This is a genomic window from Mycobacterium sp. E1715 (assembly GCF_001667625.1).
Classification (GTDB): Bacteria; Actinomycetota; Actinomycetes; order Mycobacteriales; family Mycobacteriaceae; genus Mycobacterium.
On the sequence record NZ_LZJJ01000276.1, the window covers coordinates 1 to 14,687 of the forward strand.

Consider the following 14,687-nt stretch of genomic DNA (forward strand, 5'->3'; position numbering starts at 1 on the left):
TTGTGCCGATGTGGGATCCGGAATTGTGCGCGGCCGAGGTGCGGCGTCTGGCCGGCAAACGCTGCAAGGCCATCAGCTTCCTCGAGGCGCCGCACGCTTTCGGCTTCCCCAGCTTTCACAGCGAGCACTGGGACCCGATGCTGACCGCGATGTCGGAGACGGGCAGCGTGCTGTGCATGCACATCGGGGCCAGTGGCGGCCTGATCACGCTGGCGCCTGACGCTCCGATCGACCATCACATCATCCTGCCCACCCAGCTCACGCTGATGGCCTTGCAGGACCTCATGTTCGGCCGTACCCTGCGCAGATTCCCGGACCTGCGTATCGCCCTTTCCGAGGGCGGCATCGGTTGGATCCCCTATTACCTCGAGAGGGCCGACCGACATGCCAAGAATCAACTCTGGATCGGTCAGGACTGGTCGGATCGCATGCCCAGCAGGATATTTCGGGACCAGGTCCTGGCTTGCTTCATCACCGACCCGGCTGGCGTCAAGCTGCGCAACGAGATCGGCATCGACAATCTGGCGTGGGAGTGCGACTATCCGCACACCGACTCGACCTGGCCCAACGGCCCGGAGCAGTTGTTCGGCGAGTTCACGGCTGCCGGTGCGACCGACGAGGAAATCAATAAGATCACTCACGAAAACAGCTGTCGTTTCTTTGATTTCGACCCGTTCAAACACACCGCGAAGAAAGACGCGACGGTGGGTGCGCTACGCGCCAGGGCCACCGACGTCGACCTGTCGACGGTGAGCAAGGCCGAATACCGGGCCCGTGCGGAGGCGGCCGGCCGGGAGACGGTGCAGGTCTGATATGACGAGTACCGTCGATCTGCCCAAGATCTCGGCCGATGCGCACGTCGACGAGCCGCATGACCTCTGGTATGAACGCCTCAGCGTGGACCTGCGCGATCACGCCCCGCGCCGCATCCTGGCCAATGACGCCGGCGGGTGGAGCCTGGTCGTCAACGGCAGCCCCATCGGTTGGAACGAACTGTCGGCAGAAGAGGCAGCAGCCAAGGAGGCCGAGCGCGTGGCGGCGGCCTCGCCCGACGTACGGCTCGACATGATGCGGACCGACCGCATCAACGCCGAAATCGTCTTTCCCACCATCGGGCTATACGCGTGGGGCATCGCCAATCCCCTTGCTGGGCAGTCGGTATGCGAGGTCTACAACGATTGGATTCGCGAGCAGATCGGGGGACACGACCGGATCAAACTTGCGATGATGATCCCCACCTGGAATGCCGACATGGCCATCGCCGAGGTCGAGCGGGTGGCTGCCGATCCGTCGGTGGGTGGACTGCTGTTGCCGCTGGTCGGCAAGCCGGAGTGGAACTCCAAAGAGTGGGAACCGCTGTGGGGCGTCATCGCGTCGACGGGCCGGCCGGCCGTCATGCATCAGGGCAGCGGCCACGACATGATCTTCTATCGAGGGTGGGGGAGCGGCACGGCGAATCTTCTTGCCACGCAATCGATGGCGCCGCGCGCAGCCGCCTTGTTGAGCTGCAGCGGGATCCTGGAGCGGCATCCAGACCTGCACGCTGTCTTCGTCGAGTGCAACGGCGGCTGGATCTCGTGGGCGATGCAGACGCTGGACTACTATTACCAGGCGCACGACGAGATCGGCTGGACCAAACCGAAACTTGCCGAACTGCCCAGTCACTACATCCGGCATCAGATCCACTCGACCTTCCAGGACGATCCCGTCGCGATTACGAACCTCGCGGATACCGGCGCCGAATGCCTGTTGTGGGGCAACGACTATCCCCACCCCGAGAGCACATACCCAGAGTCGGAGAAGATCCTCGACAGGCTCTTCGCCGGCGTCGACATCGACAGTGCGCGGGCCATCATCGGCGGAAATGCACGCAGGCTATTTGGTTTTGACGAAAGCGTCCTGAAGGACGCCCCCTGAGTGGCCGTCCGATGAACGCAGAGTTCTCGCTTCGCCAACAGGACTACTCGCTCAGCGAGGAGCAGGCCGCACTGCGGGATTCCTTCCGGGCCTATTTCGAAAAGACCATCCCGACATCACGGGTTCGCTCGGCCGAACCGGACGGGTTCGACGCGGCGCTGTGGGACGAGCTCCAGGAACGTGCCCTCGTTGAGATGGCGCTGCCCCAAGCGGTCGGTGGCGACGGGGCCGGCTTGGTCGAGCTGGCGTTCGTGCTCGAAGAGGCCGGCCGCCGCGCGGCGCCGGTACCCCTGGCCGAGGTGTTGGCGGCGGCTCGCGCGCTCGCCCGCATCGACCCGTCATCGCGGCTGCTGGCCGCCATGCGCGATCGTGGCGCGGTTGTCACCCTCGCCCCGGGCACCGCCGACCGTCGGCTAGCACCCGCCGGAGCGATCGCAGAGGCCGTGCTCGCGCCGCAGGGCGCCAACCTGACGCTGGTCACCAGCCCGCCGGCGCCGACCCAGCCCAATCTGGCGTGCGCTCCGCTGGGCTGGCGCGAGGTTACCGGTGGCGCACGGGTGGGTTCGGCCGACGAGTGGGACCTAGCTGAACGGGAATGGCACGTCTTGACGGCGGCCGCGCTGGTCGGGCTGGGTCAGGCCGCCCTGGACCTCGGTGTGCAATACGCCAAAGAGCGCACGGCTTTTGGCACCCAGATCGGAGCGTTTCAAGCCATCGCTCATCCATTGGTCGACGCCGCCAACAGCGTGGGCGCGGCCCGGCGGCTGATGTGGCGCGCTGCCTGGTTCTGCGACCATGAACCCGAATCCGTTGGTGCGCTGGCCTTGTGCGCAGTGCTGGCCGCCGGTGACGCCGCCGAGCAAGCCGGGGCCACCGCCATCCACACCCAGGGCGGCTTCGGGTTCACCCTTGAATCCGACGTTCAGCTCTACTACCGCCGGGCCAAAGGCTGGGCGCTGGCCGTCGGCGACCGTCGCACCCTTCTGCGACGCGTCGCCCGGTGGGCGCCGCATGTGTTGAAGGATGCGCTCACGTGAATTTCGAGACCATCGAACTCGACGACGACACCCTCACGTTCTGGCAGGGGGCACGCGCCTTCTTCGGCGAACACGTCACCCCGGCGGTGCTGGAAGACGAACGGCTGCACGGCGGCGGATTCAACGAGGGCCTGCACCTGGCGATGGGGGCGCGGGGATGGGTCGCGACGCAATGGCCGACGTCCGAGGGTGGGGCGGGCCTGGACGCGTTGCGGGCGCGCATCGTCGCCACCGAATGGGCGCGCAGCGGCGCGCCCTACATCCTGGCCTCCACGACGTTGCTACCACCGATCGCCATCCGAATCTTCGGCTCGCCGGACATCCGGGCCGAGGTGCTGCCGCGGGTCGCTGACGGCACCGTTCGCATCTGCCTGGGTTACACCGAACCGGACTGCGGATCGGATTTGGCCGCGGTGCGCACCCGCGCGGAGCGGGATGGCGACGAATGGGTTATCAACGGACAGAAGATGTTCACCACCGGTGCCCAGTTCAGCCAATACTGCTTTCTGCTCACGCGCACCGACCCGTCGGCGCCCATGCACAAGGGCCTCACCGTTTTCCTTCTGCCCCTGGACACTGCGGGGGTGGAGATCCGGCCGATCGGCACACTTGGCGGCGAACGTACCAATTTCGTTTACCTGCAAGATGTTCGCGTCAACGACCGCTGGCGCCTGGGCGACGTCAACGCGGGTTGGACCGTGGTCGCCGCGCCGCTGAGCCAGGAACACGGCATCTCCGCCGACGGCAGTGACCCGACCATCGGGGGGCCCTACCTGGCCGAGTGCGAGAAACTCCTCGCGGAGTTCGTTCGTTGGGCCGCAACGCAACCGGGTCCCGCAGGCACATCCTTGCTCGACGACGCCGTGGTGGCCGAGCGCATCGGCGAAGCGCTCGTCAAGGTCGAGATGACGCGTTCGGCGTCGGGACCGCCGGCTCGCATCCTGTCCTCCGACCTGCTGGTGCAGACGGCGTCGGAGCTGATCGATCTCATCGGCCCGACAGCCCTTCTGGCGCGCGGGGCGGAGGGGAGTGCCGGCGACGGTGCATTCGAAGCGGGATTCCGATTCGCGCCGGGGACCGGCATCTATGGCGGATCCACCGACGTGGCGCGAAACGTGATTGCCGAGCGATTCCTGGGACTTCCCCGTAGTACACCGCGAAGGAACAAAAATGAGCGAAACGACAGCGCTGTCGGCTAGCCACGACGAACAGTCCGACGACGCCGTAACGGAGGGCATAGCCGCCGAGGCCTTCGGGGGTGACTTCGCAGCGATGCTGACTGTCCCCGAACCACAGGAAGTGTACGCAGGCATCGGATCGGCGCCGATAATCGTGATCGACGGCAATCACATTGTCGGCGCCGCCAAGAGCGTCGACGCTCTGACCCGCAGCCACGATGTGCGCGGATCGGGGGCAGTGGGCAATACGCAGAGCGCCGATCGCCCGCTGATTCCGCTGGACATCGACCGGCCCGAGCACACCAAATACCGCAAACTGCTTGACCCGATCTTTTCGGCGAAGGCGATCGCCCACCTGGAGACCGACGTAAGAACGCTCGCCGACGAGCTGATCGACAAGTTCATCGAACGCGGCCACGCTGACATCTACGATGAATTCTGCGCGATCCTCCCGTCCACGATTTTCCTGCGCCTCATGGGAATTCCGCTCTCCGAGCTGAACTACTTCCTGCAGAACAAAGACGATTTGCTGCGCGACGTCGAGGGGGAAACCGTCGCGCAACGCGAGGCCAGGTACAAGGCGGCGGGCAAACGGTGCTACGCGTACTTCAACCAAGTTCTCGACGAACGCGAAGCGAGCGGCGAACCCGGGGACGACATCCTCGGCCGCTTCATGACAGCCGAAGTCGACGGCCACTCACTGACCCGCGAGAACATTCTCGACATCTGCTTCCTGCTGATGATCGCCGGCCTGGATACCGTAGCGGCGTCGCTATCCTGCATCCTGTCCTGGCTCGCGCGCCATCCCGACGAGCGCCGTCAGGTAGTGGCGAACCCGGAAATGTGGCCCGACGCCATCGAAGAGTTGATGCGTTGGGAGACCCCGGTGCCGGTGGCATCGCGCACTCCGACCGTGGACATGCAGGTCGGCGAGACGACCGTGGCCGCAGGAACGCAGGTGACGGTGCTGTGGGCCGCTGCCAACCTGGATCCGGAGAAGTTCAAAGATCCTCTCAAAGTGGACCTGACCCGTCGGCCCAATCCGCACTACTCGTTCGCAAGCGGTTTTCACCGTTGTCTGGGAAGCCATCTCGCTCGGATGGAGCTGCGGGCGGCACTCGACCAATTTCACAAGCGCATTCCCGATTACGAGATCACGCCGGGCTCATCGTTGCGATACGAAGCTCTTCCGGTGCGGCTGGCGCGGCCGCTGCCACTGAGTTGGGAGGTGCGTGGATGAGGCTGGAGCTCGACAGCGGAGCCTGCCAGGGGCATGGCCGCTGCTACAGCCTCTCGCCCGCGTTGTTCGACGCCGACGAGGAGGGGCACAGCGTGCTGCTGGCGGCCGAGGTGCCAGTAGGAGAGGAACCCTCCGCCACGGACGCCGTGCGGTCCTGTCCCGAGGAGGCCATCGCCCTTCATGACTGACCAAGCCGGCTCGACCGCGCGCCCCGACTCCGCGACGCCGACGTCGTCGGATCGTCCGCAGATCCGAGCCGGATTCATCGGTCTCGGGGACCAGGGCAAGGGAATGGCGGATCGGCTCATAGCCTGCGGGGTGCCCACGACGTTGTGGGCACGCCGGGCGGAATCGCTTGAGCCCTATCGCGGTTCTGCGGCGACGTTCGCGGAAACCCGGGCCGAGCTGGGGGCCAACAGCGACGTGGTCGGGATCTGTGTGGTCGACGATGCAGGGGTCCAAGACGTCGTCCTGGGCGAATCCGGGGTGCTCGCCGGCATGTCGCCCGGGTCCGTGCTGGCCATCCATTCGACAATCAGCCTGGAGGTCTGTCACCACATTGCGCGGATCGCGGCGGAACGGGGCGTCGGGGTGATCGACGCTCCGGTCAGCGGCGGCGGCTTCGCGGCTGCCGAGGGCAAGCTCACCGTCCTCGTCGGCGGCGAGGACGAAAACTACGAAAAATGCCGCGCGGAGCTCGAAACTTTCGGCGGCAACGTGATTCACCTCGGGCCGCTCGGCAGCGGGTTGATCGCCAAACTCGTCAACAACACTCTGCACGCCGCCCACTACGCCCTGGCGCGCGACGCGATGGTTGCCGGCACTCGGTTGGGCCTGGACGAGCACGCTCTGGGCCGCGCTTTGTCGGTCAGCAGCGGCAACAGCTTTTCGCTGAACACCGCCGTCGCTGTCGGTGGCTTCGGGGTGTTGGCTCCAATGGTGGGACCCCTGCTCCGTAAAGACATCGGAATCTTCGACCGGCTGACCGGCGAACGCGATGCCCCCACCGGCTCGCTGATCGCAGTCGCCGACGAAGCGCTGCAACTTTTCGGATATCCGCGTGAGCCGACTGAAACGGGTCTCTGACCGGTCACCAACGTGTTTCTGGCGCAGCCCGATTCGGCAAGTTGGCGTTGCGCCCACCGGGAACTCCACGTGGGTCGCCAACCAGCTTGTACGTCAGGCCATCCCGGCGATCGAAACCGGCGGCTGCACGGTCGGCGGTGTTGCTGTCGTCGCATGAATGCGGCTGGGAGCCGCCGCCGATGGCGAGAACCCCTATCGCTTCTCCGATGTCGACGCGGAGGAACCGCCCTCCTGAGCGCGGCGATCCACACCGTCGCGGTCCGCACCGAAAAGAAACCTGTCGGCGATCGCATGCTCGTTGCGAATGGACATCTCCTGGGCGGTGTTGAGCCAGAGTCCCTCGAACCCGGCCGAGTGCATGCCCGCGTGGATGGCGCCGATGTTCCTCAGGTCCTGTGAGGGCAGCTCGCCCCAGCCGTCGTGGTCCTGCCACCGCTCGAAGACCTGCCACTGCGTCTCGGGCACCTCGCCGGGCGCGAAATGCTCCAGCGAGAACATCTCGAACGTGCACCGATTCGGGTCTTCGGCGTCGGGCAACATGCGGTATCCCAGCAGGCAGGACTTCTCGACCAGGATCACCATGGTCGGAAACACATGCCAGTCGCCGTTCCCCGCGAAGTATTGCTCCATCGACATCCGCGGGAAGTCAACGCCTTCGGCGCGGGCGAGCTCCTCGCACATCTGGTGGTACAGAACAAACGGTGGGACGTCGCCGGGCTCCATCGCGGCCAGCTTTTGCGCGGCCCGGTAGTCTCGCTCGGTGACCAGCGACCCGACCTCGAGGTATTGGTATTTCATCGAATTCGCGAACACCTCGGGTCGCGCCGCCTGCTCCTGGCGGCCCTTGTCGCGGCCGGCATGCTCGGGACGCTGTGTGTAGACGAACCGCGAGTGGTTCTTATAGGTGATGGTCGGGGTGTAGGGAGCGTAGACGTATTCTTGCGGCGCTGCGGGCTCCGCAGACGGCCGCGGGCCCTGCGCCGATCGCATCGTCTGCGGATGGGTCCCGGGCGTGTGATAGCCCTCGATGAAAGCGTCGACTACGGTCTTGTAGTTCGCCGGCAGGAACGTGCGCTTGCGCCAGCGGTAGCGCATGTCCTGCAACCGAAATGGAGCCAGCGCGGTCGGCAGCGGGTCCAGCCACTCGAGCAGATCCGGCGGGTCCTCGGCCATGCTCACGAACACCCAGCCACCCCACGTCCCAACCGCGACGGGACGCAGGCCCCACTGCTGGCGGGGGCGCGGTGCGAATTCGTCGCGACATGGGACGAAGGAGGACCGGCCATCCAATTCATAACGCCAGCCATGGAATTCGCAGCGCAGCTCTTTGTTGGCCGAGCAACCGCTGCCGCGGACGACCTTCATGCCGCGGTGGGCGCAGGTGTTGTGGAATGCCTTGATGCTGCCGTCCTTCTGGCGCACCACGGCAATGGACTGCCGGCCGATCGTGTACTCGTAGAAGCAGCCGGCGTCCGGTACTTCCTCTACGCGACACGCGGGCTGCCACACGCGGGTGAACAATCGCTCCAGCTCGAGGTTCAGGAATTCCGGGTCGATATACCGGCTCTTGGGCACGAAAGTCTCGCCGCAGGCGAACTTTTGTGGCACCCGCTCGGTGGCAAGCTCGGTCATTGTCGCACTTTTCGTCGGCTCAGCTGGAGGGTGGCTTGTCAAAGATGTTGGGATACAGCACCGCTTCCTTGAACGACGTCTCGATCTCGGCGAATGCGGTCGGGATGTCCCACGTCCCCGACGCCGACACGATCTCGCGTTCGACGACCGGATTGGACATCAGGCTGATCCGCCCGTTCCCGGCGAAGATCACGCGCCGGTTGAGCCAGTCGGACTGCTCGCTGGCCAGATACACGACCGGCGGCACGCAATTCTTCGGCGAAAGGCGAACGTTCGAGTCCGAGTAGTCCATGCTGCCGCCGCCCTTGATGCCCTGCGTCATCCGGGTGCCCGCGATCGGCGCAACGGCGTTGCAGCGCACCCCGTAGTTGCGCAGCGCGTTGGCGCACGAGAAGGTCAGGCCGACGATGCCCATCTTGGCGGCGGCATAGTTCGGCTGGCTCGGCGCGCCCTGCAAGCCCGACATGGATGTGAAGGTGATCAGCCGGTACTGCCCGCCGCGGTTCTCCCGCCACCAGGCCGCCGCGTGGCGCGTGACGTTGAACGTCCCTTTGAGGTGCACCGACACCACCGCGTCCCAGTCCTGCTCGCTCATCTTGAAGACCATGCCGTCGCGAAGGATCCCCGCCGCGTTCACCACGACGTCCAAGCCGCCGAGCGTCTCGGCGGCCCGGCCGATGAGATCCGCGCACGCGGCGAAGTCGGTGATGTCGGTGGTGTCGGCGAATGCCTTGCCGCCACGGCTCGTTATCGCCGCCGCGACGCTTTCGGCCGGACCGGAGTCGTGTCCGGTCCCGTCGACGCCGACGCCCGCATCGGAGACCAGGACCGTCGCGCCCTCGGCGGCCAAGCCCTCTGCCACCGCGGCGCCGATTCCCCGCCCGGCCCCCGTCACCAACGCGGTCCGTCCGTCCAACACACCCATCGTCATCCAACTCCTCGTGGCCTCGCGTCAAAGACGAGCATACAGAACATACAAACAATATCTGTATAGCTGTTTAGCCATCGCCTACTCGAACCCCCACTCGGCATAGCGGCGTTCCAACTCGGCCATCGCCTCCCGGCCGCCGCGGGTACTGCGTTCCTTCATGAAGTTGAACTCGTCGTCGCGCCACACGAGGTTGCTGAACACCGTGTGGCCCATCGGGACCCAGTCCCCGAACTGCGCCATCCCGACGGCGTGCCAAAACGCGATCAGAGCGTGCTTTCCCACCATCAGGCCGTCGGCCGAGTGGTGAGCGATCGCGCGGGCATAGCGCAACGCTTCGTCGCGGAGCCGCTCGGCGGGCACCACCGACGCGGCTACGCCCCACTCGCGTAGTTCGTGCGCGGACACCTTGCGGCCGGTGATCATCGCCTCGTAGCCGCGGTTGGGTCCCATCTTGAGCAACGCGAGCGGCATGGCCGTGGAGAACCCGGCGAACCCAATGCGCGCCTGAGGGCGGGCAACGTACATGTCATCCGAGACGACCAGAATGTCGGCGGCCAGGGCCAGATTCATCCCGGCGCCCAGCGTGGCACCCTGACAGCCGGCGATCACCGTCTTCGGGAACTCCAGCCAATTGGTGAGGTGCCGGTGCAGCCGCCGGGCGTTGCCCAGGCGCGCGGTCTGCGGCAGTCGCTCGCCCTTGCGCAGTCCCGCTTCTTCCACCGGGAGCCGGCGCACGTCGTCGCCGCTACAGAAGTCCTTGCCTTCGGCCAGCAACACGACGGCCTTGACCTGGTCATCGTCCTCGGCGCGGTCCAGCCGCTCCTTGAAGAGTCGATGCATGCCCGGAGACAGGATGGCGTTGCGCCGTTCGGGCCGGTTGATGGTGATCTGCGCGATGTGCGGTTCGACAACCTCATAGCGGACCCAGTCCTCATCGACCTCGAATTCGCCTCCAGCGGCGGAGTCGGTGGCCATCAGCCCTCCTTCGCGCGTTGGCAGTACATAAGTACACTAGTCGATCAATTGTCACATCGGGTGATACGGTCGGCGAATGCCAACATTCACGGTCACCAAGCGGCTCGCCGTGTCACCGGACGCGGTGTGGGCCGTTCTCGCCGACTTCGGTAACGTCGACTGGATCCCCGGACCCAGCGATGTCAGGGTCGAGGGCGAAGGACCCGGCATGCGGCGGTTCATCGCAGCGAGCACCGAGAAGCCGGTCATCGAGACCCTGATCTGGATCAAGCCGGACGAGCGTGCGCTGTCGTACGAGATCACCAACAATCCGATGCCGGTCAGCCGCTTCGTGGCGGTCAACACCGTGACCGAGAGCGCGGATGCCGGCGGAGAATCAATCGTGGTCTGGGACATCGACTACGAGCCCATCGGTGACGACGCCGCCGCGCGCGATGCCATGGAGGCCGTTTACGGCCTGATGGCGGGCTGGGTGCAGGACTTCGCCCAAGCGAGAGAGTCCGGATAGAACACTTAGACAGAAAGTGTCTATTAGTTTAGGATTGTTCGAGTGATTGATCCTCTCGATCTGGTACTGATCAGCGTCGATGACCACACCGTGGAACCACCCGACATGTTCAACGGCCGGGTGCCAAGCCGTTTCGCCGACGACGCACCGCGCATCGTCGAGGACGCCGACGGCATGTGTTTCTGGGTGTACGACGGTCTGCAGCTGCCGAACATCGGGCTCAACGCCGTTGTGGGCCGGCCCAACGACGAATGGGGATTCGAGCCGTCGCGATTCAGCGACATGAGGTCGGGGTGTTACGACGTCGACGCACGGGTGAACGACATGGACGCCTCGGGGGTCCTTGCGTCGCTGTGCTTCCCGTCGTTCCCGACCATCTCGGGCGCGCTGTTCACCTACCGCGGGGACCGCGACGTGTCCGAGGCGATGGTGCGCGCCTACAACGACTGGCACATCGAGGACTGGTGCGGGCGGCATCCCGACCGGTTCATCCCGATGGGGATCCTGCCGTTGTGGGACGCGAGCCTGGCCGCGGCCGAAGTGCGGCGCCTGGCGGGGCGCGGCTGTCGCGCGGTGACGGCTCCACAGCACATCGGGAGCTACGGGCAGCCGCCCTGGCAGGATCCGCACTGGGATCCGCTGTGGGAGGCGATCTGCACAGAGAACACGGTCGTGAACATCCACATCGGCACGGGCGGCGGATTGCCGGTGCCGTCGGACCTGACCACCTATCTGGCGTACAACTCGATGCTGCCGATCGACACCCAGCGCTTCGTTGCCGACCTGTTGTTCTCACCCATTGTGAAGAAGTTCCCGTCCATCAAGTTCTCGCTGTCGGAGGGCGGCATCGGATGGATTCCGTTCCTGCTGGAGCGATTCGAGGACATCTACTCGCGACAGCGGGCCTGGACGGGAGACGATTTGGGTGACGGGCTGAGCCCCAGCGACGTGTATCGCCGCAACTTCATGTCGTGCTTCATCCGCGACCGGGTCGGCATCGAGATGCGGGAGCGCATCGGAGTGGACACCATCTGCTGGGAGATGGACTACCCGCACTCGGACAGCAGCTGGCCGGACGCGCCCGAGCAGCTCGCCGCCCAGTTGGAGGGCTGCACACCCGACGAGGTCGAGGCGATCACCTGGCGTAATGCGGCCCGCGCCTTCGGCTACACCGGCGTCGAGCGACGGGGCAGGGAACACTGCACCGTCGCGGCGCTGCGGGAAAGAATTGCCGGCCTGGATCTGTCGGCGCCCAAGGTGGACGCCGGCCGCGCGCCCAGGGCGGGCGCTACCGCGATCACGTACGGCGACATGAAGGTACGGATGGCGTCGATCCTTCGCGGTGGGGCGTGACCGAACCGGATTACGGGGTCGTCCTCACCGGGGCCGATCGGCAGTTCCGCGACGAGGTGCGCGGGTTTCTTGCAACGGCATTGACCTCGGACGTGCGCGTCCAGGGCCGCGACGAGATGGATCGATTGAGCCGAATGCGCCTGTGGCAGAGGCGTCTTCACGACGCGGACTTGGCGGCGATCTCATGGCCGTCCGAATTCGGTGGTCGCGCGGCCACTCCGGTGCAACAGCTCATCTTCAACGCCGAGATGGCCGCCGCGCACGCTCCAGAGCCCATCAACCGCAGCGCCGTCAATCAGCTCGGCCCCACGATCATTCAGTGGGGTACCGACGAGCAACGCCAACGCTATCTGCCGAAAATCCTTTCGGGCGACGAGGTGTGGTGTCAGGGATTCAGCGAACCCGACGCGGGCAGTGATCTCGCCGCCCTGAAGACCAGGGCCGAGATCCACGGCGAAGAGCTGGTCATCACCGGGCAGAAGGTCTGGACGTCCAAGGCGCAATACGCCGACTGGATCTACATCCTGGCACGCACGGATCCCACGGCGGACAAGCACCAAGGAATCAGCTACATCCTCGTACCCCTACGCACCAGCGGGATCGAGGTGCGCCCGATCCGCCAGATCACCGGGCAGGCCGAGTTCAACGAGGTGTTCTTCGATTCGGTGCGGGTGCCGCTCGACAACGTGCTCGGCCCACTGCACGGCGGTTGGCGGGTGGCCAAATCCACGCTGGGCTACGAGCGCGTCGGACAGAGCCGCACCCATCGGATCGAACGGCGGCTGGCGATTCTGATCAAGATGGCGCAGGAGCAAGGAGCGCTGGGGCACCAGGGCTGCGGCGACGGCTACGTGGCCGATCGGATCGTCGGTTTCGCCGCGCGGGTGGAGGCGCTGCGTCAGATCTCGGCCCAGGCGACGGCCGCCGGCGTCCGCGGCGTCAGTCCCGGGCCCGAGGCGTCGGTGGCCAAGCTGCTGACGTCGGAAGTCGATCAGGAGATGGCCAATTTCGGGCTGGAACTCACCGGGCCGGGTGGCACCCTGGAGCGCGGCTCGGCGGGGGCGACGAACAACGGGAACGTCGCACGGAGCTACCTGCTGATGCGGGCGGCGACCTTCGGTGCGGGCACGTCCGAGGTCCAGCGCAACGTGATCGCCGAGAAGCTGCTGGGACTGCCGCGTGACCCCTGATGGCCCGTCGTCGCTGAACGAACTCGCACGCAGCGCGGCCGAACTCGAGCAGTTGCGGGCGTCGGCCGATGACGCCCTCCGAAAGGTGTGGTCTGCCAGCTCTTTTCGGAGCCTGCTCGATGGCCCCGGCCCGGTGTTCGACCCGAAGCTGTGGCAGACGATCGTCGAGGCCGGGTGGGCCGACGTCTTGGTCAGCGAGGCCGCCGGGGGCGGAGGGGGCGGGCTCCGTGATCTGTGCGTGCTGGCCGAGGCCGCCGGCGCGGCGTCGGCCCCTGCCCCGCTTGCGATGGCGGCGGCCACGGGATGGTGCGAGAACCGCTGCGCCGACGGGATTCCCCTGCTGTTGCCCGAGCGCGGAGAGCGCACCGCGGCGGGCGTCTCCGGAGTGTGGCCGCTCGTGCCGTTCGGTGCGGTCGCAACCAAATTGTTGGTCTGCGCGGGCGACGGAGAGTCCGCCGTGCTCGGGGTTGTCGACCCGGCGGAGGCGGGCGTGGTGCGCGAGCCGGTGACGCCCCTGGATCACAACCCCGGCGCACGAATCACGCTGAGCGATACGCCGATTCAGGTCCTCGAGACCGGGCCGGATGCGGTGCGCCGCCACGGTGAAGCCGCGCTGCGCGGCCTGATCGGCCGGGTGGCCGAGTTGGTTGGCATTGCGGCGGCCGCCAACGAGGCCGCAACCGAGTACGCGAAGCTGCGCGTCGCGTTCGGCCGCCCGATCGGCGCCTTCCAGGCGATCAAGCACCGCCTGGTCGATCAGCGGTGCGCGATCGAGATCGGGCGGGCGCTCGTCAATCGTGCCTCCGACGCTTGCCAACACGGGCATCCCGAGGCCCCCGCGCTGGGCTCCCTCGCCGCCTACTGGGGTATCGACGCGCTGCGTACCGTGCCCGAGGGCGCCACTCAGGTGTTCGGCGGCATCGCGTACACGTGGGAGCACGATGCCCACGTTCATCTCCGCCGGGCGGCCAGTGCCGCGGGAAGTCTCGGTCAGCGCGCGCACCACCGCGACATCGTGACGCGCTGGCTCACGGGGCGCTATCCGGTGGAGCAGCCGGGAGGTGACGGGTGAACTCGTTCCTCTCGGGTGTCAAAGTCCTTCAGGTCGGCGACGGGATCGCCGCTGCGGCGGCCACGTCGCTGCTGGCGAACCTCGGCGCCGAGGTGAGTAAGCTCTGCGGCGGTTTCTCGCCGTCCCGGGTAGGGCCGATGATCGCGGTTGGCGCCGCGTCGGTGCCACTGGTTGACGTGGTTCTAGATCGTGGCAAGCGAATTCTGCGATCACCAAGCGACACATCGGCATTGATCGACGCACACGACATCGTGATCGTCGACCACGACGCCGCGATCGACCCGCCGCAGGCCAGAAACGCCGTGGTGGTGAGCGTCAGCCCATTCGGCCTGACCGGACCGCGCTCCGTCGAGCGGGGTGGTGAACTGATCGCCCAAGCGACCGGTGGCATGCTCGCTACGATCGAGGGCTCTGACGGGACGCCGGTGCCCGCCCCTGGCTATGTCGCGCTCAAGGCGGCGGGCGCGGTGACGGCGCTGGCGGCCCTGCACGGCCTCGATCGTAGCGAGCATGCCACCGGTCGCTTGGGCGATCAGTTCACCACCCCGCTCGACGGAGCGCGTTCCTC

The 14,687-nt window shown here is 66.3% G+C and carries 15 protein-coding genes; 12 read left to right on the forward strand and 3 right to left on the reverse strand.

Annotation, left to right across the window (positions count from 1 at the left end; translation table 11 throughout):
* From A9X03_RS14170 to A9X03_RS14200, 7 genes are all read left to right on the forward strand, one after another.
* Positions 1–812 (forward strand): amidohydrolase family protein (locus A9X03_RS14170; protein WP_156736761.1); only part of this gene is annotated, 812 nt, incomplete at its 5' end.
* An 85-nt stretch (positions 813–897) separates the two neighbouring features.
* Positions 898–1,917 (forward strand): amidohydrolase family protein, encoded by a 1,020-nt coding sequence (locus A9X03_RS14175; RefSeq protein ID WP_197499080.1) that lies wholly within the window; start codon positions 898–900, stop codon positions 1,915–1,917.
* 11 nt (positions 1,918–1,928) lie between these two features.
* The gene (locus tag A9X03_RS29250) at positions 1,929–2,954 is read left to right on the forward strand and encodes an acyl-CoA dehydrogenase (protein WP_067782539.1); all 1,026 of its coding nucleotides are present in this window, start codon (positions 1,929–1,931) and stop codon (positions 2,952–2,954) included.
* Positions 2,951–4,153 carry an acyl-CoA dehydrogenase family protein gene (locus A9X03_RS14185; RefSeq protein WP_067782543.1) on the forward strand — a complete coding sequence of 401 codons (1,203 nt, stop codon included), beginning with the start codon at positions 2,951–2,953 and terminating at the stop codon, positions 4,151–4,153. The genes A9X03_RS29250 and A9X03_RS14185 overlap by 4 nt, the downstream gene beginning before the upstream one ends.
* A complete protein-coding gene (locus A9X03_RS14190; protein WP_082950440.1) occupies positions 4,125–5,372 on the forward strand; it encodes a cytochrome P450 in 1,248 nt (415 codons plus the stop codon). Before A9X03_RS14185 ends, A9X03_RS14190 begins: the two co-directional genes overlap by 29 nt.
* Positions 5,369–5,560 (forward strand): ferredoxin, encoded by a 192-nt coding sequence (locus A9X03_RS14195; RefSeq protein ID WP_067755181.1) that lies wholly within the window; start codon positions 5,369–5,371, stop codon positions 5,558–5,560. The genes A9X03_RS14190 and A9X03_RS14195 overlap by 4 nt, the downstream gene beginning before the upstream one ends.
* Positions 5,553–6,458: an NAD(P)-dependent oxidoreductase gene (locus A9X03_RS14200; RefSeq protein WP_082970986.1), complete on the forward strand. Its 906-nt coding sequence runs from the start codon at positions 5,553–5,555 to the stop codon at positions 6,456–6,458. The genes A9X03_RS14195 and A9X03_RS14200 overlap by 8 nt, the downstream gene beginning before the upstream one ends.
* Before the next feature lie 192 nt (positions 6,459–6,650).
* On the opposite strand, the gene A9X03_RS14205 is transcribed toward A9X03_RS14200, so the two are convergent.
* From A9X03_RS14205 to A9X03_RS14215, 3 genes are all read right to left on the reverse strand, one after another.
* Positions 6,651–8,090, reverse strand: coding sequence for an aromatic ring-hydroxylating dioxygenase subunit alpha (locus tag A9X03_RS14205; protein ID WP_067755178.1), 1,440 nt, complete (start codon positions 8,088–8,090; stop codon positions 6,651–6,653).
* Positions 8,091–8,109: 19 nt separating this feature from the next.
* Positions 8,110–9,021 carry an SDR family NAD(P)-dependent oxidoreductase gene (locus tag A9X03_RS14210; protein ID WP_231965165.1) on the reverse strand — a complete coding sequence of 304 codons (912 nt, stop codon included), beginning with the start codon at positions 9,019–9,021 and terminating at the stop codon, positions 8,110–8,112.
* Positions 9,022–9,099: 78 nt separating this feature from the next.
* A complete protein-coding gene (locus A9X03_RS14215; RefSeq protein WP_067784295.1) occupies positions 9,100–9,996 on the reverse strand; it encodes an enoyl-CoA hydratase/isomerase family protein in 897 nt (298 codons plus the stop codon).
* A 76-nt stretch (positions 9,997–10,072) separates the two neighbouring features.
* On the opposite strand from A9X03_RS14215, the gene A9X03_RS14220 reads away from it, so the two are divergent.
* The 5 genes from A9X03_RS14220 to A9X03_RS14240 form a co-directional block, all read left to right on the forward strand.
* Positions 10,073–10,504, forward strand: coding sequence for an SRPBCC family protein (locus A9X03_RS14220; protein ID WP_067784296.1), 432 nt, complete (start codon positions 10,073–10,075; stop codon positions 10,502–10,504).
* Positions 10,505–10,546: 42 nt separating this feature from the next.
* Positions 10,547–11,857, forward strand: coding sequence for an amidohydrolase family protein (locus A9X03_RS14225; RefSeq protein WP_082950438.1), 1,311 nt, complete (start codon positions 10,547–10,549; stop codon positions 11,855–11,857).
* Entirely contained in the window at positions 11,854–13,047 is a 1,194-nt protein-coding gene (locus A9X03_RS14230) for an acyl-CoA dehydrogenase family protein (protein WP_067755169.1), read from the forward strand. The genes A9X03_RS14225 and A9X03_RS14230 overlap by 4 nt, the downstream gene beginning before the upstream one ends.
* Positions 13,037–14,119, forward strand: coding sequence for an acyl-CoA dehydrogenase family protein (locus A9X03_RS14235; protein ID WP_068261593.1), 1,083 nt, complete (start codon positions 13,037–13,039; stop codon positions 14,117–14,119). Before A9X03_RS14230 ends, A9X03_RS14235 begins: the two co-directional genes overlap by 11 nt.
* Positions 14,116–14,687, forward strand: a 572-nt coding sequence (locus tag A9X03_RS14240; RefSeq protein ID WP_197696080.1) for a CoA transferase, incomplete at its 3' end; no start/stop codon positions are given. The genes A9X03_RS14235 and A9X03_RS14240, both read left to right, overlap by 4 nt.

Coding starts and splice junctions, on each gene's coding strand:
- A9X03_RS29250 (WP_067782539.1), top strand. CDS start 1,929: ATGAACGCAGAGTTCTCGCTTCGCCAACAGGACTACTCGCTCAGCGAG.
- A9X03_RS14190 (WP_082950440.1), top strand. CDS start 4,125: ATGAGCGAAACGACAGCGCTGTCGGCTAGCCACGACGAACAGTCCGAC.
- A9X03_RS14195 (WP_067755181.1), top strand. CDS start 5,369: ATGAGGCTGGAGCTCGACAGCGGAGCCTGCCAGGGGCATGGCCGCTGC.
- A9X03_RS14200 (WP_082970986.1), top strand. CDS start 5,553: ATGACTGACCAAGCCGGCTCGACCGCGCGCCCCGACTCCGCGACGCCG.
- A9X03_RS14205 (WP_067755178.1), bottom strand. CDS start 8,090: ATGACCGAGCTTGCCACCGAGCGGGTGCCACAAAAGTTCGCCTGCGGC.
- A9X03_RS14210 (WP_231965165.1), bottom strand. CDS start 9,021: ATGACGATGGGTGTGTTGGACGGACGGACCGCGTTGGTGACGGGGGCC.
- A9X03_RS14215 (WP_067784295.1), bottom strand. CDS start 9,996: ATGGCCACCGACTCCGCCGCTGGAGGCGAATTCGAGGTCGATGAGGAC.
- A9X03_RS14220 (WP_067784296.1), top strand. CDS start 10,073: ATGCCAACATTCACGGTCACCAAGCGGCTCGCCGTGTCACCGGACGCG.